This window comes from Polynucleobacter sp. IMCC 29146 (assembly GCF_021395195.1).
Lineage (GTDB): Bacteria > Pseudomonadota > Gammaproteobacteria > Burkholderiales > Burkholderiaceae > Polynucleobacter.
In genome coordinates this window covers 217264-238308 of sequence record NZ_JAJVCR010000002.1, presented here as the reverse complement: position 1 = coordinate 238308, position 21045 = coordinate 217264, and the positions used below count along the sequence as shown (strand labels likewise).

General features: G+C 45.0%; 24 protein-coding genes. 17 read left to right on the top strand and 7 right to left on the bottom strand.

From position 1 onward, the window contains the following. Positions 1–22 precede the first annotated feature (22 nt). Positions 23–442, top strand: coding sequence for a thioesterase family protein (locus tag LZT22_RS03225; protein ID WP_233923609.1), 420 nt, complete (start codon positions 23–25; stop codon positions 440–442). A 15-nt stretch (positions 443–457) separates the two neighbouring features. Then, positions 458–1513, top strand: a complete 1056-nt coding sequence (mnmH, locus tag LZT22_RS03220; RefSeq protein WP_233923608.1) for a tRNA 2-selenouridine(34) synthase MnmH — start codon at positions 458–460, stop codon at positions 1511–1513. Here the strand turns inward: mnmH and LZT22_RS03215 are convergent. Continuing rightward, positions 1510–2688 carry an acyl-CoA dehydrogenase gene (locus LZT22_RS03215; protein ID WP_233923607.1) on the bottom strand — a complete coding sequence of 393 codons (1179 nt, stop codon included), beginning with the start codon at positions 2686–2688 and terminating at the stop codon, positions 1510–1512. The genes mnmH and LZT22_RS03215 overlap by 4 nt on opposite strands. A gap of 105 nt (positions 2689–2793) precedes the next feature. Here LZT22_RS03215 and LZT22_RS03210 point away from each other — a divergent pair, with 105 nt between their 5' ends. The 7 genes from LZT22_RS03210 (at position 2794) to LZT22_RS03180 (ending at position 10552) form a co-directional block, all read left to right on the top strand. Next, on the top strand, positions 2794–3519 hold the full coding sequence (locus LZT22_RS03210) for a queuosine precursor transporter (protein WP_233923606.1): 726 nt from the start codon (positions 2794–2796) through the stop codon (positions 3517–3519). 8 nt (positions 3520–3527) lie between these two features. After that, positions 3528–4514, top strand: coding sequence for a protein-methionine-sulfoxide reductase catalytic subunit MsrP (msrP, locus tag LZT22_RS03205; protein WP_233923605.1), 987 nt, complete (start codon positions 3528–3530; stop codon positions 4512–4514). Beyond that, a complete protein-coding gene (msrQ, locus tag LZT22_RS03200; protein WP_233923604.1) occupies positions 4483–5142 on the top strand; it encodes a protein-methionine-sulfoxide reductase heme-binding subunit MsrQ in 660 nt (219 codons plus the stop codon). Before msrP ends, msrQ begins: the two co-directional genes overlap by 32 nt. An 88-nt stretch (positions 5143–5230) precedes the next feature. After that, entirely contained in the window at positions 5231–6166 is a 936-nt protein-coding gene (locus LZT22_RS03195) for a tripartite tricarboxylate transporter substrate binding protein (protein ID WP_233923603.1), read from the top strand. A gap of 18 nt (positions 6167–6184) precedes the next feature. Further along, the gene (locus tag LZT22_RS03190; RefSeq protein WP_233923602.1) at positions 6185–7834 is read left to right on the top strand and encodes a gamma-glutamyltransferase family protein; all 1650 of its coding nucleotides are present in this window, start codon (positions 6185–6187) and stop codon (positions 7832–7834) included. 90 nt (positions 7835–7924) lie between these two features. Beyond that, positions 7925–9532 carry an ABC-F family ATPase gene (locus tag LZT22_RS03185; RefSeq protein WP_233923601.1) on the top strand — a complete coding sequence of 536 codons (1608 nt, stop codon included), beginning with the start codon at positions 7925–7927 and terminating at the stop codon, positions 9530–9532. A 30-nt stretch (positions 9533–9562) separates the two neighbouring features. Then, positions 9563–10552: a tripartite tricarboxylate transporter substrate-binding protein gene (locus LZT22_RS03180; protein ID WP_233923600.1), complete on the top strand. Its 990-nt coding sequence runs from the start codon at positions 9563–9565 to the stop codon at positions 10550–10552. 9 nt (positions 10553–10561) lie between these two features. On the opposite strand, the gene LZT22_RS03175 is transcribed toward LZT22_RS03180, so the two are convergent. Genes LZT22_RS03175 through LZT22_RS03165 form a run of 3 tightly spaced genes read right to left on the bottom strand, consistent with a single transcriptional unit; the run spans position 10562 to position 13627 of the window. Beyond that, positions 10562–10780 carry a DUF1289 domain-containing protein gene (locus LZT22_RS03175; RefSeq protein WP_233923599.1) on the bottom strand — a complete coding sequence of 73 codons (219 nt, stop codon included), beginning with the start codon at positions 10778–10780 and terminating at the stop codon, positions 10562–10564. Between the two features lie 9 nt (positions 10781–10789). After that, positions 10790–11956, bottom strand: coding sequence for a GNAT family N-acetyltransferase (locus tag LZT22_RS03170; protein ID WP_233923598.1), 1167 nt, complete (start codon positions 11954–11956; stop codon positions 10790–10792). A 42-nt stretch (positions 11957–11998) separates the two neighbouring features. After that, entirely contained in the window at positions 11999–13627 is a 1629-nt protein-coding gene (locus LZT22_RS03165; RefSeq protein WP_233923597.1) for an FMN-binding glutamate synthase family protein, read from the bottom strand. 106 nt (positions 13628–13733) lie between these two features. On the opposite strand from LZT22_RS03165, the gene LZT22_RS03160 reads away from it, so the two are divergent. Next, the gene (locus LZT22_RS03160; RefSeq protein ID WP_233923596.1) at positions 13734–14399 is read left to right on the top strand and encodes a DUF3313 family protein; all 666 of its coding nucleotides are present in this window, start codon (positions 13734–13736) and stop codon (positions 14397–14399) included. Between the two features lie 25 nt (positions 14400–14424). On the opposite strand, the gene LZT22_RS03155 is transcribed toward LZT22_RS03160, so the two are convergent. Beyond that, entirely contained in the window at positions 14425–14961 is a 537-nt protein-coding gene (locus LZT22_RS03155) for a hypothetical protein (RefSeq protein ID WP_233923595.1), read from the bottom strand. Between the two features lie 2 nt (positions 14962–14963). Further along, on the bottom strand, positions 14964–15674 hold the full coding sequence (locus LZT22_RS03150) for a DNA/RNA non-specific endonuclease (RefSeq protein WP_233923594.1): 711 nt from the start codon (positions 15672–15674) through the stop codon (positions 14964–14966). Between the two features lie 53 nt (positions 15675–15727). On the opposite strand from LZT22_RS03150, the gene LZT22_RS03145 reads away from it, so the two are divergent. The 3 genes from LZT22_RS03145 to LZT22_RS03135 are packed head-to-tail and all read left to right on the top strand — an operon-like array spanning position 15728 to position 17291. Next, entirely contained in the window at positions 15728–15955 is a 228-nt protein-coding gene (locus LZT22_RS03145) for a DUF3820 family protein (protein ID WP_233923736.1), read from the top strand. A gap of 24 nt (positions 15956–15979) precedes the next feature. Next, on the top strand, positions 15980–16762 hold the full coding sequence (locus LZT22_RS03140) for an enoyl-CoA hydratase (RefSeq protein WP_233923593.1): 783 nt from the start codon (positions 15980–15982) through the stop codon (positions 16760–16762). A gap of 46 nt (positions 16763–16808) precedes the next feature. Beyond that, a complete protein-coding gene (locus tag LZT22_RS03135; protein ID WP_233923592.1) occupies positions 16809–17291 on the top strand; it encodes a hypothetical protein in 483 nt (160 codons plus the stop codon). Positions 17292–17331: 40 nt separating this feature from the next. On the opposite strand, the gene LZT22_RS03130 is transcribed toward LZT22_RS03135, so the two are convergent. After that, positions 17332–18216 carry a transporter gene (locus LZT22_RS03130; protein WP_233923591.1) on the bottom strand — a complete coding sequence of 295 codons (885 nt, stop codon included), beginning with the start codon at positions 18214–18216 and terminating at the stop codon, positions 17332–17334. Between the two features lie 63 nt (positions 18217–18279). Between LZT22_RS03130 and LZT22_RS03125 the strand changes: the two genes are divergently transcribed. The 4 genes from LZT22_RS03125 (at position 18280) to LZT22_RS03110 (ending at position 20986) form a co-directional block, all read left to right on the top strand. After that, positions 18280–18618: a hypothetical protein gene (locus LZT22_RS03125; protein ID WP_233923590.1), complete on the top strand. Its 339-nt coding sequence runs from the start codon at positions 18280–18282 to the stop codon at positions 18616–18618. A 26-nt stretch (positions 18619–18644) separates the two neighbouring features. Beyond that, a complete protein-coding gene (locus LZT22_RS03120) occupies positions 18645–18995 on the top strand; it encodes a DUF1622 domain-containing protein (protein WP_233923589.1) in 351 nt (116 codons plus the stop codon). A gap of 36 nt (positions 18996–19031) precedes the next feature. Beyond that, complete coding sequence (locus LZT22_RS03115; RefSeq protein WP_233923588.1) at positions 19032–19490, top strand: ion channel; 459 nt, start codon at positions 19032–19034, stop codon at positions 19488–19490. 68 nt (positions 19491–19558) lie between these two features. Further along, entirely contained in the window at positions 19559–20986 is a 1428-nt protein-coding gene (locus LZT22_RS03110) for a sodium:solute symporter family protein (RefSeq protein ID WP_233923587.1), read from the top strand. The last annotated feature ends 59 nt before the right edge of the window (positions 20987–21045 follow it).

The window sequence follows — 21045 nt, the reverse complement described above, 5'->3', positions numbered from 1 at the left end:
TCGATCGTAATTAAAGGCTTTTATGAGAATTGAAATACCCGAGAACAAGCGCTTTGTTCATGAATCGACGATGGACATTCGCTGGGGCGATATGGATGCATTTCAGCATGTCAATAACACCCTTTATTTTCGTTATATGGAGCAATCCCGCATCGACTGGATTGTTTCTTTAGGATTTACGAATATGGTGGATAAGGAGGCCTTATTGATGGTAAATGGCTTCTGTAATTTTTATGCGCAATTATCCTTTCCTGGAACCTTGATTGTGCAAACCTTTATTGGCAATATTGGAAAATCGAGTATTGATTTGTATAACACCATTGCCTTGGCGAATGCGCCAGAAGTGATTTGTGCAGCCGGCGGAGCCACGATGGTATGGGTCGATTTAGCGACCAATAAATCCCGTCCTTGGCCTGAGCATATTTTAAAAATATTGCAATAACAATATTCCCAGAGCGTGTCTAAATTGTTGCTGGAACCGATGGTTGATTTTTCGCAATACGATGCCATTATTGACACACGTTCTCCGGCTGAATTTGCCCTCGATCATATTCCTGGCGCGATTAATTACCCGGTCTTAAATAACGAGGAACGGGCCCGAATTGGCACGATTTATAAAAACGATTCAGCGTTTGCCGCTAAAAAAATTGGCGCGGCTTTGGTAGCACGGAATATTTCAGCCCACTTAGAAAATCATTTTTTAGCCTTTCCTTATAGTTGGCGCCCCCTGATTTACTGTTGGCGGGGAGGCGAACGAAGCGGTGCATTTACCTTGATTCTGCAGCGCATTGGCTGGAAGGCCGATCAATTGGTGGGCGGTTACCAAGCTTTCAGACGCCACGTTATTAGTGAGCTCAATGATTTTGCTAGCCAGTTTTCTTTTATCGTTATCTGCGGCATGACAGGAACCGGAAAAACCCGTCTATTGGCTGAATTACAAGGGCGTCAGTTGCAAGTACTTGATCTAGAGGGCTTAGCGGTACATCGGGGCTCGGTCTTGGGTCATCATCCAGAAGCCCCGCAACCGAGTCAAAAAAGTTTTGAAACTGCCCTATGGAATACCTTGCGTTTATTCGACCCAAGCAAGCCAGTTTATGTTGAATCGGAAAGTAAAAAAGTAGGGGGCTTGCATATTCCCGACCCCTTAATGGCGCGAATTCGGGCTGGGGAGTGTATTGAGATTCAGGCTGAGATTACGTTGCGGGTGCAATGGTTAATGGAACAATATCCGCATTTTTTAGTCGATGTTCCTGCTTTAGAGGCGCAGCTCATTAGCTTGACGGCTCGCTATGGCCGCATGCAGATTGAGGAATGGTGTGCAGCTGCTCAGGCAGGAGAGTTTGCTGAGTTAGTGCATGCCTTACTGGTGCAACATTACGATACTGCGTATCAACATTCAATTGAGCGCAATTTTACCCATTACCCCACTAAGCGCAGCTTAGATTTAGCTGCACTGAGCCCAGCCGCTTTTAGTGCCTTGGCTGATCAGGTGCTAACTTTAAAGCGCGCTTAATTAAAGGCTTGAATGCCTGTTTGGGCGCGACCTAAAATGAGGGCATGAATATCATGCGTACCTTCATAAGTGTTCACGACCTCTAAATTAAGTAAATGCCGAATCACACCATATTCATCTGAGATTCCATTGCCACCATGCATATCGCGGGCCATCCGTGCAATTTCGAGTGCTTTCCCGCAAGAATTCCGTTTCATAATTGACGTAATTTCAGGTGAAGCTAGATGTTCGTCTTTCATTCGACCCAATCTTAAACAGCCTTGTAAACCGAGGCAAATTTCAGTTTGCATATCAGCTAGCTTCTTTTGAATGAGTTGATTGGCGGCTAAAGGACGACCAAATTGAATGCGATCAAGGGTATATTGGCGCGCCGCATGCCAACAAAATTCTGCTGCGCCTAAGGCACCCCAAGCAATACCGTAACGTGCTGAGTTTAAGCAGGTGAATGGACCTTTTAAGCCGGTAACGTGGGGTAATTCATTTTCGCTAGGAACAAACACTTTTTCCATGACGATTTCACCCGTAATGGATGCGCGTAAACCCATCTTGCCCGTAATTTTTGGCGTGCTTAAACCAGGCATGCCTTTTTCCAGAATAAAACCCCGAATCTCATCGGCATCATTTTTAGCCCAGACGACAAAGACATCAGCAATAGGTGAATTCGAAATCCACATTTTGGCCCCCGACAGCTCAAAGCCACCTGGAACGCTATGGGCCCGGGTAATCATGCCGCCCGCATCTGAGCCAAAATTGGGTTCAGTAAGACCAAAGCAACCAATCAATTCGCCAGTGGCTAACTTGGGTAAGTATTTTTGTTTTTGTTCTAAGCTACCGAATTCATTAATGGGCACCATGACTAATGAAGACTGCACGCTCATCATCGACCGGTAGCCTGAATCAACTCGCTCGATTTCGCGAGCAATTAGCCCATAGGAAACATAATTTAAATTAGCGCCGCCAAATTCTTCGGGGATGGTAATACCGAGTAAGCCTAATTCACCCATTTCGCGGAAGATGCTGGTATCAGCCCCTTCCTCGCGAAAATCGGCTTGGATACGGGGTGCGAGACGTCCTTGCGCATACTCAAAGGCAGCTTCGCGTACCATGCGCTCTTCGGTCGTGAGTTGCTGGTCTAACAGCAGGGGGTCGGCCCAATTAAATGGGGTTTTACTCATATCTTTGACTCACTTTTTAGGCTTTGAAATAGGGCTGGGCAAAACCAACCAATTAGCACTATTCTAGTCAATTACTGACTAAAGTATTTTGCTGGGCTCTTCACCTTGGAAAAAAACCCGCCACCGCGCCGCCATTATCGCTACTACGATTTAATCTTAGTGGCTTTTGTGGTGGTCTTGCTGTGCTCAAATTTTATTGGCGCTGGCAAAGCAGGAACCCTTGATTTACCGTTCTTTGGTCCCGTTATCTTTGGTGCCGGGGTGCTTTTTTTTCCTATTGCCTACTTTTTTGGCGACATTCTAACGGAGGTGTATGGCTATGCCTATGATCGGCGTGCCGTCTGGGCTGGATTTGCCGCCTTAATTTTTGCGGCAATCATGGCGCAAGTGGTAATTGCTTTACCGATTGCCCCAGGCTCTTATATGGCGAATTATCAACAGGGCTTAGAGACCGTCTTTGGTAATTCATGGCGCATTGCCTTAGCATCGATTAGTGCCTTTTGGTGTGGTAGTTTTGCTAATGCCTTTATTATGGCAAAGTTGAAAATTGCCACCGCCGGACGTTTTTTATGGTTGCGGGCAATTGGCTCAACCGCAGTTGGCGAGTTAATCGATTCCTCGCTATTTTATCTGCTAGCGTTTTATGGTATTTGGCCGCTCGCTGAATTGCTGCAAATTGCCTTAGCGCAGTATGTGCTAAAAACCAGTTGGGAAGTGCTAGCAACCCCGCTGACGTATTGGGTAGTTAATTTTTTAAAACGTAAAGAACATGAAGATTATTATGATATCCATACTAATTTCACCCCCTTTCGCATGCGCGTTGACCGCTAGGAGAAGCTATGAAGCCATTTATTGATCCCACCATATTACCCAGTGAAATTACCCCGCAAGCCATCTTTGCACAACGTCGAAACTTAATTAAGGCGGCAGCAGCGGGCAGCTTCGGCGCGGGCTTGATTCCCTGGTTTACGCGTGAAGCATTTGCTCAGACTCAACCTGCTGGGCCGCCGGCAGGTGGGGTTAAATTAAAAACTATTCCTTCCAACTATTCCACTACCGAAACGCTATCGGCTTATAAAGACGTCACTACCTATAATAATTTTTATGAGTTTGGTACTGATAAAGCCCAGCCTCATGAAGCAGCTAAAAGCTTAGAAACCCGACCGTGGACTGTTACCGTTGAGGGCTTAGTTAAAAAGCCACAGACTTTTGATATTGAGGCCTTACTAAAATTAGCGCCTATGGAGGAGCGTATTTATCGCATGCGTTGTGTTGAAGGCTGGTCAATGGTCATTCCATGGGATGGCTATTCTTTATCTAAATTACTCAACGTAGTTGAGCCCACTAGTGCCGCTAAATACGTCGAATTTATTTCACTTGCAGATCGTAAGCAAATGCCGGGCGTCAACTCATCCGTATTAAATTGGCCTTATCGCGAGGGTTTGCGCTTAGACGAAGCGATGAATCCATTGGCCTTACTTACTTTTGGTTTATACGGTGAGGCTTTGCCAAAACAAAATGGCGCCCCCGTACGCATGGTGATTCCGTGGAAGTATGGTTTTAAAAGCGCCAAGTCAATTATTAAAATTCGTTTAACTGAGCAACAGCCACCGACAAGCTGGAATACCTCAGCTCCAAGTGAATATGGCTTTTATTCCAACGTGAACCCTAATGTTGATCATCCCCGTTGGAGCCAAGCTACTGAACGACGGATCGGTGATGGCCGCGGTTTTTTTGCGCCTAAAGTGAAAACTGAAATGTTTAATGGGTATGGCAATCAGGTGGCGAGTTTATATGCAGGCATGGACCTTAAAAAATACTATTAATCAAACAGGTTTTTTAAAGGGTTTTAAGTTTCTGGTTTTTTTGCTGGCCCTGATTCCACTAGAGCGACTTTTCTATTTTGCTTACAGCGATCAATTGGGCGCCAACCCAATTGAATTGATTACCCGCTCAACGGGCACTTGGACCCTGGTTTTATTTTGTCTTACTTTAGGTATGACACCGCTGCGCTTAATTACAGGGTGGGGCGGCTGGATACGGGTGCGTCGTATGCTCGGCCTATTCGTATTTTTTTATGCTTGTTTGCACTTTTTAATTTGGCTTTGGTTAGATCAAGATTTTGCTATAGCCTCGATGGCGAAAGATGTAATTAAGCGCCCCTTTATAACCATGGGTTTTATTAGCTTTGTGTTGCTCATTCCATTGGCACTCACATCAAACCAGTGGTCGCAGCGTCAATTAGGGCGCCGCTGGGCCTTGTTACACCGTTTAGTTTATGTCATTGCAGGCACGGCAATTTTGCATTATTGGTGGGATAAGGCGGGTAAAAATAACTTTTCAGTCGTTTCGATTTACCTCGGAGTTATTATCTTATTACTAGTCTTACGAATACCGCTGATAAAAAATCAACTCAATCGAATCCACCTTACGAAACCAAAGCCACCTGTTTAGGAATCATTAAATGCCATTGAAGATCATCCTGTGCAGATTAATACCATCGACTGCGCTAGTTTTCAGCCTGATTCTGAGCGTTTCTAACGTGGCTGCACAGACCAAAGACCTTGCTTATCCCAATCGCCAAATTACTTTAATTATTCCTTTTCCACCTGCAGGCGCTACCGATGCACTAGGCCGACTGCTGGCGCAGAAATTATCACAGCGTTTAGGCCAGACAGTTATTATCGATAACCATCCCGGCGCAGGCGGCTCAATTGGCTCAAATATCGTTGCCCGCGCTGCTCCCGATGGCTATACCTTACTTTTGTCTACTGGCAGCACTCATGCAGTTGCGCCGAGTTTTACTAAAAAATTACCTTATGACACCCAAGCCGATTTCACCCCTATTGGGGGGGTTGCCATTGCGCCTGGCTTACTAACGATTACGAAGACTTTACCGGTTAAAAATCTAGCTGAATTTATTGAATACGCGCGGGCTCATCCGAATGAGATTAATTATGCGACGAGCGGTAATGGCACGGTCATGCATTTGAATGCTGAGTCGCTAAAAGCCGCTGGCCGTTTTAATATGACACACATTCCCTACAAGGGCTCTGCTTTAGCTACGCCTGATTTAATTTCCGGAAAAGTGCATTTATTATTTGATACCACCATTGCCAGTTTGCCTTTAGTCACTGAAGGGAAGTTAATGGCCTTAGGAGTTGCTAGCCCAAAGCGCTCACCCTTGCTGCCGAATGTGCCAACCATTGGCGAGGCAGGTAAAAATTATGGTCTAGAGCAATTCGAGACGTCGAATTGGTTTGGGCTGTATGGCCCTAAAAATGTACCTATTGAAATTGTCAATAAACTAAACGCGAATCTCAATGCCATTTTGCTTGAAAAAGACACCAAAGAGCGCTTAGCGCTTTTGGGGGCTGAACCAATTCCTGGGACCCCTGAAAAATTTGCCACCATGGTCGCGCTTGATCGGGTCCGGTGGACCAAAATTATTAAACAAAATCAAATTTCGATCGACTAATCTATACACTGGCTCAACATGCAATTTCATTGGCAAAACCCTTATCCCACCATTCGCATGCCAGTAATGGGGCGCAATGTTGTGGCGACATCACATCCTTACGCGGCGCAAGCGGGTTTGAAGATTTTGCATCAAGGTGGTAACGCCATTGATGCGGCGATTGCCGCCGCCGCCGCCCTAATGATTGTTGAGCCTGTTTCTAATGGTTTAGGTAGCGATTGTTTTGCCATAGTTTGGGATGGACAGGAATTGCATGGCTTAAATGCTTCTGGGGTTGCCCCACAGGCGTGGAACCCAGCCTACTATGCGAAGAAATATGGCGTCGATGCTAATGGCATTGCTAAACGACCGATGCGCGGGTGGGATACCGTCACCGTGCCTGGTGCTTTAGCAGGGTGGGAGGCTTTGCAGAACCGCTTCGGTTCCTTGCCTTTAGCTGATTTATTGCAGCCGGCTATTGAAATTGCCGAACGAGGCTATGCAATGCCGCTGATTGTGGCGCATAAGTGGGCAGCGGCGATTCCGGATTTACAGACCCAGCCGGGTTTTGCCGCGGCTTTTATGCCGCATGGTAGAGCGCCGCTTGCTGGTGAGCGCTTTACCTTTCCAAGCGCTGCTCGCACCTTAAGAGCATTAGCAAAAAATGGTATTCGAGCCTTTTATGAAGGTGAAATTGCCGAAGCGATTGTGGCGTTTGCGAAGGCGACAGATGGCGCCATGACTTTAGCTGACTTAAGCGCATACCGCCCCGATTGGGTAGGTACGATTCAACAGAGTTTGCGGGCGGCAGATGGCCAGCAATATGACTTACATGAAATTCCACCGAATGGTCAGGGTATTGGCGCCATAATTGCCTTGGGTATCTTGCAACATTTTGATTTAGCGAGTTTGCCTGTCGATGGCATTGAAAGTCAGCATTTACAAATTGAAGCGATGAAGTTAGCTTTTGCAGATGTGTATCAATATCTTGCTGACCCTCGTTCAATGGCGGTAACACCAGAACAAATGCTTAGTCCGAGTTATTTGGCTGAGCGCGCCAAACAGATTAATCCTAAAAAATCGACCCATTTCAAACATGGCTTACCCGCTTCAGGTGGCACCGTGTATTTAACTACCGCTGATGCACAGGGGCGGATGGTTTCTTTTATTCAAAGCAATTACATGGGCTTTGGCTCTGGGGTAGTGGTGCCAGAGTGGGGCGTCAGTTTGCAGAACCGCGGTTATGGTTTTTCACTCGACCCTCAATCGGCCAATGTAGTTGCTGGCGGCAAGCGGCCGTTTCATACCATCATCCCCGCTTTCCTTACCCGCAATGATGGCGGTCAAATTTTCCCCCAAATGAGTTTTGGAGTGATGGGTGGCGATATGCAGCCGCAAGGCCATTTACAAACCTTGGTGCGCATGATGAATTATCAGCAACAGCCCCAGGCTGCTTGTGATGCACCACGCTGGAAGGTGAATCGCGATTTCACCTTAGATGTTGAGTCGAACATGAACCCCGCTACGGTGGCGGGCTTAATTGCCATGGGTCATACTTTAAAGAAAATTGATGATCCCTATATGGATTTTGGCTCGGGGCAGTTTATTTGGCGCTTAAGCGATGATCTTGAGGATGGCTATATTGCCGCTAGCGATAGTCGGCGCGATGGCTTGGCGGCAGCGTATTAATTTGGCGAATTGATTGAAATAACTGCATTGAGCACGAACACCGTTAAAATAGGCGGTTTGCTATAAATCATTTCGATTGAGAAGGTTATCGTGCTGTCAGCTTCTAACATTACTATGCAGTTTGGGGCCAAGCCCTTGTTTGAAAATATTTCGGTTAAATTCGGTGGTGGTAACCGCTATGGCCTAATTGGCGCTAACGGTTGTGGCAAGTCTACCTTCATGAAAATTTTGGGCGGCGATCTCGAGCCCACTAGTGGCAATGTCAGCTTAGACCCCAATATTCGTTTAGGTAAATTACGTCAAGATCAATTTGCTTTTGAAGATGTACGAGTGCTTGATGTAGTGATGATGGGGCATGAAGAAATGTGGCAGGCGGCAGCTGAACGTGATGCCATCTATGCTAACCCCGATGCAACTGACGAAGATTATATGCATGCTGCTGAGCTTGAAGCGAAGTATGCTGAATATGGCGGATACACGGCAGAAGCTAAAGCCGGCGAGTTGTTACTTGGCATTGGTATTCCCATTGAGCAACACGATGGCCCGATGAGTAATATTGCCCCCGGCTGGAAATTACGCGTACTGTTAGCGCAAGCGCTTTTTTCCGACCCCGATGTTTTGCTCTTAGATGAGCCGACGAATAACTTGGATATTCACTCGATTCATTGGCTTGAAGAAGTGTTAAATAATTTTAATAGCACCATCATCATTATTTCCCATGATCGCCATTTTCTTAATGAAGTATGTACGCACATGGCTGATATGGATTTTGGGACGCTGAAAGTGTATCCCGGTAATTATGATTCTTATATGTTGGCTTCGGTGCAAGCGCGGGCGCAGCAAATGGCCTCGAATGTAAAGGCTAAAGAAAAGATTGCAGAACTACAAGCCTTTGTCAGTCGCTTCTCAGCGAATGCCTCTAAGGCTCGCCAAGCAACTTCACGGCAGCGGCAGTTAGAAAAAATCGAGATTACAGAAATTAAACCTTCTTCGCGCCAAAACCCATTCATTCGCTTTGACTCCGAAAAGAAATTACACAATATGGCAGTGGAGTGCAATGGCCTAACTAAAGATTTTGATCGCACTATTTTTAAGAATTTTAAATTAGGCGTTCGTGCGGGCGAAAAAATTGCCATTATTGGTCAAAATGGCGCTGGCAAAACAACCTTACTAAAAACAATTTTAAGTAAACGTTTTAATGGTTTGCAGGCCGATAAAGGTGATGTTAAATGGGCTGAAAATGCGGATGTTGGGGTGATGCCGCAAGATACCAGCGAATTATTTCCTACTGAAACAACCCTGATGGAATGGATGAGTGGTTTTCGCAATACGGGAGATGATGATCAGGTCGTACGAGGTACTTTGGGTCGCTTATTATTTTCCGGAGACGATATTGGAAAGTCGGTAAAGGTCTTGTCGGGCGGCGAAAAGGGGCGGATGATTTGGGGGCAATTAATGCTGCAAAAGCATAATGTGCTGGCGATGGATGAGCCAACCAACCATATGGATATGGAATCGATCGAAAGCCTACAAATAGCGCTCGAAAAATATGAGGGTACCTTACTCTTTGTTTCGCACGATCGTGAATTTGTCTCGGCTTTAGCCAATCGCATTTTAGAGGTTAAAATGGATGGATCGGTGGTTGACTATTCAGGCACGTATGAAGAATATTTACGTAGTCAAGCCATTACAGGTTAGTAATTTAATTAGCTAAAAATAAGGAAGTTTATGCAAATTACCAAGAAACTAGTTTTTGCTGTCTCATTGGCCTCAAGCATTGGTTTGAGCACTCTAGTTGTGCAGGCCGCCGAGTTTCCTGGCGATCGACCGATTACCTTAATTGTGCCTTTCGCTGCCGGCGGTCCTACCGATAAAGTGGCCCGTGAGCTTGCGCTAGTCATGGGCAAGCAATTAAAGGGGCAAATTATTGTTGAAAATACCCCAGGCGCAGGCGGTACTATTGCGGCTAAAAAAGTGGTAAACGCACCAAAAGATGGCCATACTTTACTAATCCATCATATTGGTATGTCAACCGCTCCAGCGCTATATAAAAATCTTGGTTTCGACCCGATGAATGATTATGAATATATTGGTCAGGTTGCTGATGTACCGATGATGCTCATTGCGAATAAAGATTTGCCGCCGAAAAACTTCAAAGACTTAGTGCCTTATATGAAGGCTAACACGAGCAAGATTGCCTACGCTAACGCAGGCATTGGCTCGGCGAGTCATTTATGCGGTTTACTACTGATGAGTCGCATTCAGATCGATTTAACTACTGTACCTTACAAGGGAACTGCACCCGCATTAACTGATCTAATGGGTAATCAGGTACAACTCATGTGCGATCAAACTACGAACATCGGTACGCAAGTTACCGCAGGCTCAGTAAAGGCATACGGTACAACTACTTTGCAACGCATTAAAGCGTATGACAAGGTGCCCACTTTGAATGAAGAGGGTTTGAAAAACTTTGAAGTTAAAGTATGGCACGGTGTATATGCGCCCAAGGGCACCCCTAAGGCTGATACTGAAAAATTAGCCGCCGCCCTAAAAGCTGCGATTCAAGATCCCAGCTACAAAAGTAAGATGGCTGAAATGGGTGTTGAAATTCCGAGTCAAGCCAATGCTAGCCCAGAGGGATTGAAAAATCACTTGAAAGCACAAATTGATTTGTGGTCGCCAATTATTAAAGCAGCCGGAGTCTACGCAGACTAATTAAAGTTCTTAAGTCTTAGTCTGGAAGCGCATCGCAGTACCTTCTAACTGAATGCGTTCCCAGACTATTTTTTTTTCTACAGGTGATAAAAAAACCCAGTTACTCACTTCCTGCGCGGTTCTGCCACAACCCTTACACACTTCATCAAATAGGGTAGAGCAGACGCCAATACAGGGGGAATCGGATTCAGCATCGCCAATAGCTAAAGAATTTGCGCCATCACTCATAGACATACTTTAGCTGAAATTCCAATTACCGTTTTGACGCAAGGGCGAATGCTCTTGAAGTTCATCAATATATTCGGCAATGCCTTCGCGCTCACGCTCTAAAAATCGATCTACTGCATTTAAAAAGCGTTCGTCGGCTAACCAATGGGCTGACTGCAAGGTAGTAGGTAGAAACCCACGGGCCATTTTGTGTTGGCCTTGAGCGCCACCTTCGAATAATTGAATTTTCTCCGCGATACAAAATTCAATGGCCTGGTAATAAGCAGTTTCAAAATGTAAACAGGGAATATGCTCAAGGCAGCCCCAATAGCGACCATAGGCAGTTGAGAGCGGAGCATGGCGATCGACCACTAGTAAAGAGGCTGCAATAGCTTGCGAATTACGTTTAGCCAGAATTAAATGAAGATTTTCAGGCATGCGCTCTGCCCATTGCATAAAAAAATCTTCATTGAGATAGGGTGTAGAGTGATGTTCAAAATAGGTATTAGCATAACAACGATAAAAGAATTGCCAATCATCAATTGTTGCTGCTGTTCCCGAGAGGTGAGTAAACGAAATACCAGCTTCAGCAACGAGACGACGTTCGCGGCGAATGTTTTTGCGTTTCTTCATATTGAGGCTACTTAGAAAGGCATCAAAATTGATAAATGCTTGGTTATGCCAATGAAATTGCACGGCATTGCGCAGCAAAAACCCCTGCGTGACTAAGGCAGCTAAACTTTCCTTGAGAGGAAATAAAACATGCGCAGAGGATAATTGGTGTTGAATGACCAATTGCTTCAGACCCTCAACCAGTGCAACGCGAGCGGCTGCTGAGTGAGTTAATATTCGCCCACCTTGTACTGGCGTAAAAGGTATAGCACATAATGCTTTGGGATAATATTGCAAACCATTTTGGGTATACGCTTCAGCCCAAGCCCAGTCGAAGACGTATTCCCCGTATGAATGACGCTTAAGATATAAAGGCATTGCGCCACAAATATCAGTACTGCCGGTCTCACGCAAAATCAGGTGGGCTGGTTGCCAGCCTGTTTCGTTACCAACGCAGCCACTCTCTTCAAGTGTAGCTAGAAATTCGTAGCGCAAGAAGGGCCCCGATTCTGAATCTAATAAAGCATTCCATACAGCCGCTTTAATCGGGGCTAGGCTATGCACTACTTCAAGCGAGTAAGACATCAGGATGGATTAATTAAATAGCCACAAATTCGGATTTCGAGCTTACCAAATATGGGCATTTGCACTAAGCCACGCATCGGTCAAATAGGGGGCTTGTTTGGCAAAAATCAAGGTAGTATTTTCAGTTAACAAGGAGCCAGCTTCAATCGCTAATAAACTAGTAGCAAAAGACTCGACTTTGCCGTTGTCATTTCTACGCATGATGAGATTGGGTGTTACTTCAGAAGGATGTTTTAAGCTTGCCGCTGCGAGGAGATCGGCAACGGCTTTTAAGGTATTGTGATGAAATGCGTAGACTCGCTGCCCTTTATCTAAGGGGTCGAGGGCTTTTTGCCGTTGTGCATCTTGGGTTGCAACCCCAGTTGGGCAACGGTCGGTATTGCAAATGCGTGATTGAATACAGCCAATAGCAAACATAAAGCCACGTGCAGAATTACACCAATCAGCCCCGATGGCGCAGGTACGCAGGACATCAAATGCAGTGATAATTTTTCCTGCAGCACCCAGCCGAATTTGAGAACGTAAATTCACGCCCACTAGCGTGCTATGAATTAAGCGCAGAGCATCGCGCATCGGCATGCCGACATGATCGATAAATTCAACGGGGGCTGCGCCCGTGCCACCTTCGCTACCATCTACTACAATAAAGTCAGGGGTAATGCCGGTTTCCAACATCGCTTTAACGAGGGCAAACCAATTTTCAGGCTGACCAATACATAGTTTGAAGCCCACGGGTTTACCATTCGCGCTGACCCGTAATTGCTGAATGAAATGCATCAATTCAATGGGCGTATGAAAGGCAGTATGGCGATGGGGCGAAATACAGTCTTTGCCTAGAGGAATATCACGCGTTTTAGCAATTTCAGGGGTAATTTTTGCTGCTGGTAGCACGCCACCATGCCCTGGTTTTGCACCTTGCGATAATTTAATTTCAATCATTTTAATTTGAGGATCGTTAGCTACCTCGGTAAACTTCGCTAAATCAAAATGTCCGCTTGAGGTGCGGCAACCAAAATACCCAGAGCCAATTTCCCAAATAAGGTCGCCACCATATTTACGGTGATAAGGCGAAACAGATCCTTCTCCCGTATCTTGGGCAAAGCCGCCTAACTTTGCTCCCTTGTTCAGGGCTAAGATCGCATTGGCCGAGAGTGCACCAAAACTCATTGCAGAAATATTGAAGATTGAAATAGCATAAGGTTGCGTACAAGCGGCGCCACCAACCTGAACATGCAGGCTTTTAAGCGGCACCTGTGGTGAGGGTGCATTCGCATAAGCAAGCCATTCGTAACCGGCAGCATAGACATTTTCAAGCGTACCAAACGCGCGTTGATCGGATAAATTTTTCGCGCGTTGATAAACAATGGCACGTTGATTCCGTGAAAACGGCACCTTATCGGTATCGGATTCGATTAAATATTGTCGAATTTCAGGGCGAATTGCTTCCAGCCAAAAACGAAATAAGCCTGCCACTGGATAATTTTTTAAAACCGCATGCTTGGTCTGCAATAGATTAAAGAGGCCAATTAGCGAGAGGCTAGCAAAAAGAATAAAGCCAAACCAAGCAATAATCGGTTTAGGCTCCGATAAAATAAGGTATGCAAGGAAGATGGATAGCACAATACACAGGTGCCAAACCAAATGACGATGAAAGAAGGTGGATAAGTTCATAGCCCCATTCTAGTGAATATTGAGCGACATGTTTTATTAGACCCTGTTAAACAATACTAGTATGATATGAAGTACAGTTCCTCCACTCTATAAGATTGTCATAAAAATGAAATACTTTCTTTTATCCTGCTTTACCTGCATCGTTGCTGCTGTTTTATCAGCCTGTGGAGGCAGTCGGATTGGCAGCACAGACAAAATGCCCGAGTCGGGTTTTTTACCGAATTACAAGCTCTTACAGCCAGTGCAGGATATGCCACAAGATGTACAAATGTGGCGTTATCGCAAGGTGGGCCTATCCCCAAGTCAATATACCGAAATAATCGTCGACCCAATTTATCTGAATCAAACCGAATATTCAGGGGCAATTACGCCGCAACTTGTGGCAGAAACTAAAGTAATTTTAGATCAAACTATTCGCGCTGCGATTGTGAATAAAGGCTTAAAAATAGTGACCCAGCCGGGCCCTAAAGTGGCGCGGGTTTCCCTAGCTATTACTGGGGCAGAGCTTACCAATGATAATTTAAAAGTGTGGAATTTTACGCCGATTGGCTTGGCGACAAACGCAGCTGCTTATGCTGGCGGAATGAATTCAAAAACACCAGCTTTAGTAGTTGAAAATAAAATTACCGATAGCCAATCAAAAGAATTTATTGGTGGTGGTGTTGTTACCGTTCAAGGCGAATCATTCCGCTTGGAATCGAGCTCAGTAAAAGCGTTTCAAGATATGGCTAAACGCATTGTGACTTTAGCTTTGGAAGCCCCAGGTAAATAAGCCTCATTTTTTAATTCGGCTTGAGTTAATACTGCAGACGTATTCCATCGTGTTCAATTTGGATTTGTTTGGGAGCATTGCCAAGTAGGGGCGAACTATTTTCAAAGCGATAAATGACTTGTTGCTCCAGTAGGGCTGGCACTATTTTTTTAAGTAAGGCGGCTATTTGTTCCGAAGCGTTGTTATCGCTATCCACTGTAAATAACTCGAGCTGAGGCTGTGCAAGTCGCACTAAGCGATCGCTGGCTTTATATTGCAATCCAGAATTTAAGGCAATATTTCCCGCATAGGTTTTCTTCCCTAAGGCTAGCCCGTTGACCACATAGTTTGCATTTAATACAACTCGCTGTTCGTTTGCTAGTAAAGTTATCTCTGGATCTTTGAAGATTATTTGGGCAATGAGGGCATTTTTGCTGAGTGGAAAAGCACCCCACAAAAATAGCTCAATCCATTGTTTAGTGATAAAAAAATCAGTTTGAGCGATTGCGTTATTGATTAAAGGAAATAGGCAGAGAGCCAGTAGCCATTTACGCTTATTCATGCCATGGGTTTTGAGTTTCATACTTATGGCGTGATATCGGGCAGATGAAAATCAATCCCCGTACGGTCTTTTAACTCTTGATAAGAAATGGGTGGAGTCATGGCTGCCGTATTGGTATTTTCTATCCAGTAAGCCCACGCTTTCTTACGACTAGGGTCATAAACTAATTTATAAAGATGGCTGGGAATAGTGACTTGGCTAGCGCCAATTCGACCTAAGTCGCCAGTTGACCCTGTGAACACGTAAATATCTCCGCCAGCCCGCAGCGCGTAATGCCGTGTCGCCTGCTCAACTTGTTTAGCCCAAATACCCCGATTATTTTCGCGCGCTTGGGGCATCATGTTGGCGAGAGAAAAAGATTGCGCCATGGCTTGCTCATTATGCATATCGGCAGCAGGGGCGTTATGACCACGATCGTAACCACTATCGCGATAGTCAGTAATTAAGGCGCGTTCTTGGCGCGGCAAGCGCGCCTCCTCATAAAATCGATTACTTCTTTTTTGGCGTTCACCCATTAAGCGATTACGATTCAGTTTTTCGACCACATAAATGGGTTTTTTATGCTCAGGCGAATAATAGACTGCAAAACCTTCAAAACAGAGGTCGCGACCGATTTGTGCAGTGGAGGGTAACTGTTGCGTCGGGAAATAGTCAAGGCATGCATCGAATAGCGCAAATGCGCTATTTGGCAGGGCGATGATGACAAGGACAAGAAGGCGGTACAGTATTGACATATTGCGCATTAGTTTAGGACACAATGCGCATCATTGATTGGAATACGAGTGATATGAACGCAGAAGCCTTAGAAAAGGTGCTTACTTTTAGAATGCCTTACGGGAAGCATCAAGGCCGCATTCTTGCTGAGTTACCCGGCAATTATTTGGCTTGGTTTGCCCGGCAAGGCTTTCCTAAGGGCGAATTGGGGCAATTACTAGAATTGATGTATACGCTCGATCACAATAACTTACGCAGCCTATTGCGCCCCCTAAAGAAAGGTAATGGTAATCTAGCTTAATTCTAGTTATTGAAGGGAAAAGTGATGCCGGAGAAATACGAAACAATTTTAGTTAGCGCCCATGGCAAGGTAGGTTTAATAACCCTCAATCGGCCTCAGGCGCTCAATGCCTTAAGTCCTGAATTAACTCGCGAGCTGGGCTTAGCTTTGGATGATTTTGAGGGTGATGAAACGATTGCTGCAGTAGTGATTACTGGCAGTGATAAGGCCTTTGCCGCTGGAGCAGATATTAAGGTAATGAAAGATTGGTCCTATATGGATGTCTATAAGGCCAATTTTGTTTCGGCAACTTGGGAACGCTTAGCGCGTTTTCGTAAGCCCACTATTGCTGCTGTCGCAGGATATGCCTTAGGCGGTGGTTGTGAGTTAGCGATGATGTGTGATTTTATTATTGCCGCCGATACTGCAAAATTTGGTCAGCCTGAAATTACGATCGGTACTATTCCAGGGGCGGGTGGCTCGCAGCGCTTAACCCGGTTTGTGGGGAAATCGAAGGCAATGGAAATGGTCCTCACAGGCCGGATGATGGATGCCGCTGAAGCAGAGCGTAGCGGCTTAGTGAGTCGAGTCGTACCTGCTGATCAGTTAATTAGTGATGCCTTGGCGACCGCTGCAAAAATTGCCAGTATGTCTTTGCCAATCTTAATGATGGCAAAAGAAGCGGTGAACATGGCTTATGAGGTCCCTTTGGCTGAAGGCATTCATTTTGAGCGGCGCTTATTTCATTCAACCTTTGCTACGGAAGACCAAAAAGAAGGGATGGCGGCATTTACTGAAAAACGTCCCCCCGTATTTAAAGATAAGTAAGAAAAAACTATTATTGATATAGAAAGTAGATACCTTGTTCAGGAGTTTGATTCATTTCTTGCGTGGGGGCCAATCAAGGCTCGGTTTTCAGCTCAATGATGGTGGTCGATTAGCTTCGGGATATAAGGGCTATGCAGGCGATTGTGTTATTAGATCGATTGCCATTGCTGCTGAATTGCCCTATGCCCAAGTTTATGAAGCTTTACGAGCGGCAAATTTTGCTTATGCTGATAGCAAACGCGATCGTCTGGCTAAACAATTAAATCAGCGCGGCGCATCACCACGCAACGGTAATCACCGTAAAGTATTTCACGATTATATTTTGGCGCAAGGTTTTCAATGGGTGCCAACCATGAAAATTGGCGGCGGCTGTCAGGCACATCTACGACTTCACGAAATTCCATCAGGGCGGGTTATTGTTAAGGTCTCCAAACACTTAACTGCTGTCATCAATGGCGTAATTCATGATACTCATGATCCATCGCGGCGAGGTACGCGCTGCGTTTATGGTTATTACTTAAAGACCTAAACTAAACTTAAAATAATATGCACTGCTAATTGCAGAGCATTTAAATGCCAGGCCCCCAGCGGTATTGCCAAAGCACATTAATGATGTTGAAGTTATTGCCCACCTTCGCATATACCCCTTGACTAGCGGCAATACGAATCGAGTTATTTTGATTAACGGGCAGCGCTAGAGTAGTGCCAATACGCCAATTTTGCAGATAATTATTATTTGACCTGCCATCAATCGTGGTCTGTCCGCCAGTATAGTAATTGGCATCAGCAGCAATCCAGGCTCCAGTTTTGAAGGTATAAACGACATGGCCTTCACTCGAGTAAATTGGGCTTTGGCTTAAGGTGTTGCCACCATAAAAGTTTTTATTTTCAGAGAAATATGTAATTGAACCCGTGAGCTCTATTTGCCATGGACCAAAAGCCTGTGAAGCTCCAACGCCAGGCTTAACATACCAGCGGTTCGCACCAATGTTTAATAATTTGCTACTGTCATAGCTCCCCCAAGGGATGGAGGTGGCAATACTTGCGCCAATAATCAGATCTTGTTGATAGTTTTTAAAGTCAGCAATAGAAAGGGCCGGGGCCCCATACAAATTAACTGAGAGCGTTAAGAGTGGGTCAATTAAGCCATCAGATACACCGCTAATCGAATGGCCACGAGCGTTATACGAGCCATAAAGCTGACCATAGGGTAGAGCGAGGGTAAGCTTTGCAGATTGACCATTGATATCTAAAATTCGCGTTAGGGCAACGATTTCAGAAGAAAGTTGATAGTTGGGGCTGCTTACTTGGGTATAGGCCAGCCCAAGAAAATTAATGTTAACTGGCGAATTGTTGTATGCTCGCGGATCAATTTCTTGGGCCCCTAGGTTGCTAGATAAGATAAAGATCAGCGATAAACTGCCTATTTTTAGCGCCCTTAGAAACCTTTTCATTACCCATTTTAGCGGTCTAAATATTCCTCGGAGTTGTTGGCAATTGCTGCTGTAGCGCATACAATGCCTGCAAGCATCTTAATAGGGAAGTTTGGAGCGAGCCCAGACTCATTCATTATCAAACCTTATCTTTTTTTAGTATTTTTTGCCGGGACTTATTCTGCTGGAGTTTTAGCAGTCGAAACACCTTGCAAGCCTCAGCCACATAAAGTAACTGGCATCCTCATGCCGTGCCCGGATAAGAGTTCTGATATGCCAGTGAGCAAGGGTCCTGTGAGTATTCCCGCTGGCAGTCAGCCTGAGAGCACTCAACCCAGCACAAGCCCTAAACTGCAAGCAGTGCCGCCTTGCAAGCCTCAACCACACAAGGTAACTGGCATACTGATGCCTTGTCCAAATTAACAGCCCTATTTTGGGGGAGCTAAAAAATGACATTAATTGAAGTTATTCAGGGCGTCAGCGATGTGATGGATGGACTGGGCGTGGCAGTAGTCGCCTTGGGCGTCTTATGGGGCTTGTATGTTTTTATTAAAGACCTACCAAAGATGCCCATCGATGATGCTTATAAATTATTTCGTAATCAAATTATTCGTGCCTTGCTCTTGGGTTTGGAAATATTGGTTGCAGGTGACATCATTCGTACGGTCGCAGTTAGCCCAACATTAATGAGTGTAGCGGTGTTAGGGGCAATTGTGGTTATTCGTTGTTTCTTAAGTTGGTCTTTGGCTTTAGAAATGAATGGCCGGTGGCCATGGCAGTCGCCAAGAGAAACAAAATAATTTTCTTCATCCTTATTTAAGCATGCAGTTCAATATATGCCCTTCCTACTGGTTTTAGTAGTAAATAGTTTTTTGGTGATGGCCGCAATCTTGTTTCATTACGAGGTTCTTTTTCATTTAGCGAAACGCTTGGCTGCCATTCATCACTTTGCGCCAAGAATCCGGGTTTTATTTGGAGTGATTGTTATTTTCCTTGCCCATGTTATTGAAATTTGGCTTTTTGGGCTCGGCTACTTTTTTACTTTAAAAATAGATGGCCTTGGTAAGTTAGTTGGCAGTATTGCTGGCGGTGGATCACTGCTCGACTGTGTTTATCTTTCCTTTTTAACCTTCACTACGGTTGGCTATGGTGATGTTGTGGGGGAGGGTTATGTACGGTATTTAACTGGGGTAGAAGCTTTAACAGGTCTAATTTTAATTACTTGGTCAGCTTCTTTTATTTATCTTGAAATGCAAAAATTTTGGAACTTGCCTCGGGCTTCGGCCAATGAATAAACGTAACTGAACAAAGTAAGGTAAATTTCAAATTATTGAATTTGCTGGGCCTAAAAAGACTTTTTACTATGCTGCTTTGGTTTGTCATTATTTATTGGATTATTTCAATTGGCATCGGCTTATGGGCAGCCATGCGCGTAAAGAATACGGCTGACTTTGCGGCCGCTGGTCATAGCCTGCCTTTGCCAATTGTGACGGCAACTGTTTTTGCTACTTGGTTTGGGTCTGAAACGGTATTGGGTATTCCTGCTACGTTTCTGAAGGATGGTCTGGGCGGAATCGTTTCCGATCCCTTTGGGTCTTCGCTCTGTTTGATCTTAGTCGGCTTATTTTTTGCCAAGCATTTGTATAACCGTAAGATGCTAACGATTGGCGATTTCTTTCGTGAAAAGTATGGGCGTACAGTTGAAATACTCGTTACCTTATGTATTGTGGCCTCTTATTTAGGTTGGGTTGCTGCGCAAATTAAAGCCCTTGGTTTAGTATTTAATGTCGTTTCTGAAGGTGGGGTCAGCCAAACTACCGGCATGTTAATTGGCGCTAGCAGCGTTTTAATTTATACCCTGTTTGGCGGTATGTGGTCGGTTGCTATTACTGATTTTATCCAGATGATTGTGATTGTGGTTGGGATGCTTTACATCGGCGGTGAAATGGCTAGCGAAACTGGGGGGATTAGTGTAGTTATTCAGCATGCAGCTGCAGCTGGGAAGCTCAATTTTTGGCCTGACATGAATTTAGCTGCTATTTTAGGTTTTATGGCGGCATTATTTACGATGATGTTAGGTTCGATTCCTCAGCAAGATGTCTTCCAACGAATTACCTCATCTAAAAATTCAACTATTGCAGTCCAAGCAGCCATTTTAGGAGGAGTACTCTATTTTATTTTCGCTTTTATCCCGCTTTTCTTAGCCTATTCAGCGAGCCTATTAGACCCCGCTCTAATTGCAAAATATTTAGACACTGATCCCCAATTAATTTTACCTAAGCTCATTTTGAACCATGCGCCATTGTTTGCCCAAATTATGTTTTTTGGCGCCTTACTATCGGCCATTAAAAGTTGTGCTAGTGCCACGCTATTAGCGCCGTCAGTTACGTTTGCTGAAAATATTGTGCGGGGTTTTTATCGTCATTTAACAGATCTTCAGCTGTTGAAAATTATGCGTATTACCGTACTTTGCTTTACTGTCATCGTAACTACCTTTGCAGTTAATTCTGAACTTTCTATTTTTAAGATGGTTGAAAGTGCCTATAAGATAACCTTGGTGTCGGCATTTGTGCCTTTGGCGTTTGGAGTGTATTGGTCACGCGCTAACTCGTTGGGCGGGTTATTGGCGATCATCAGTGGTTTAACTGTTTGGATTGGCTGTGAGATTTTTGCGCCACTAGCAATTTTGCCGCCGCAATTGGCCGGTCTACTGGCTAGCATTGCCGGTATGTTAATTGGCGGTGTATTTCCGCGCTCTGCTGGCGTGCCAGAGGCCTATTTGCGGGAGTAGTATATTGGTAGTATATTAGATAGCATTGCGACCGAGTCTTTCATTCACAGGCGGATTAC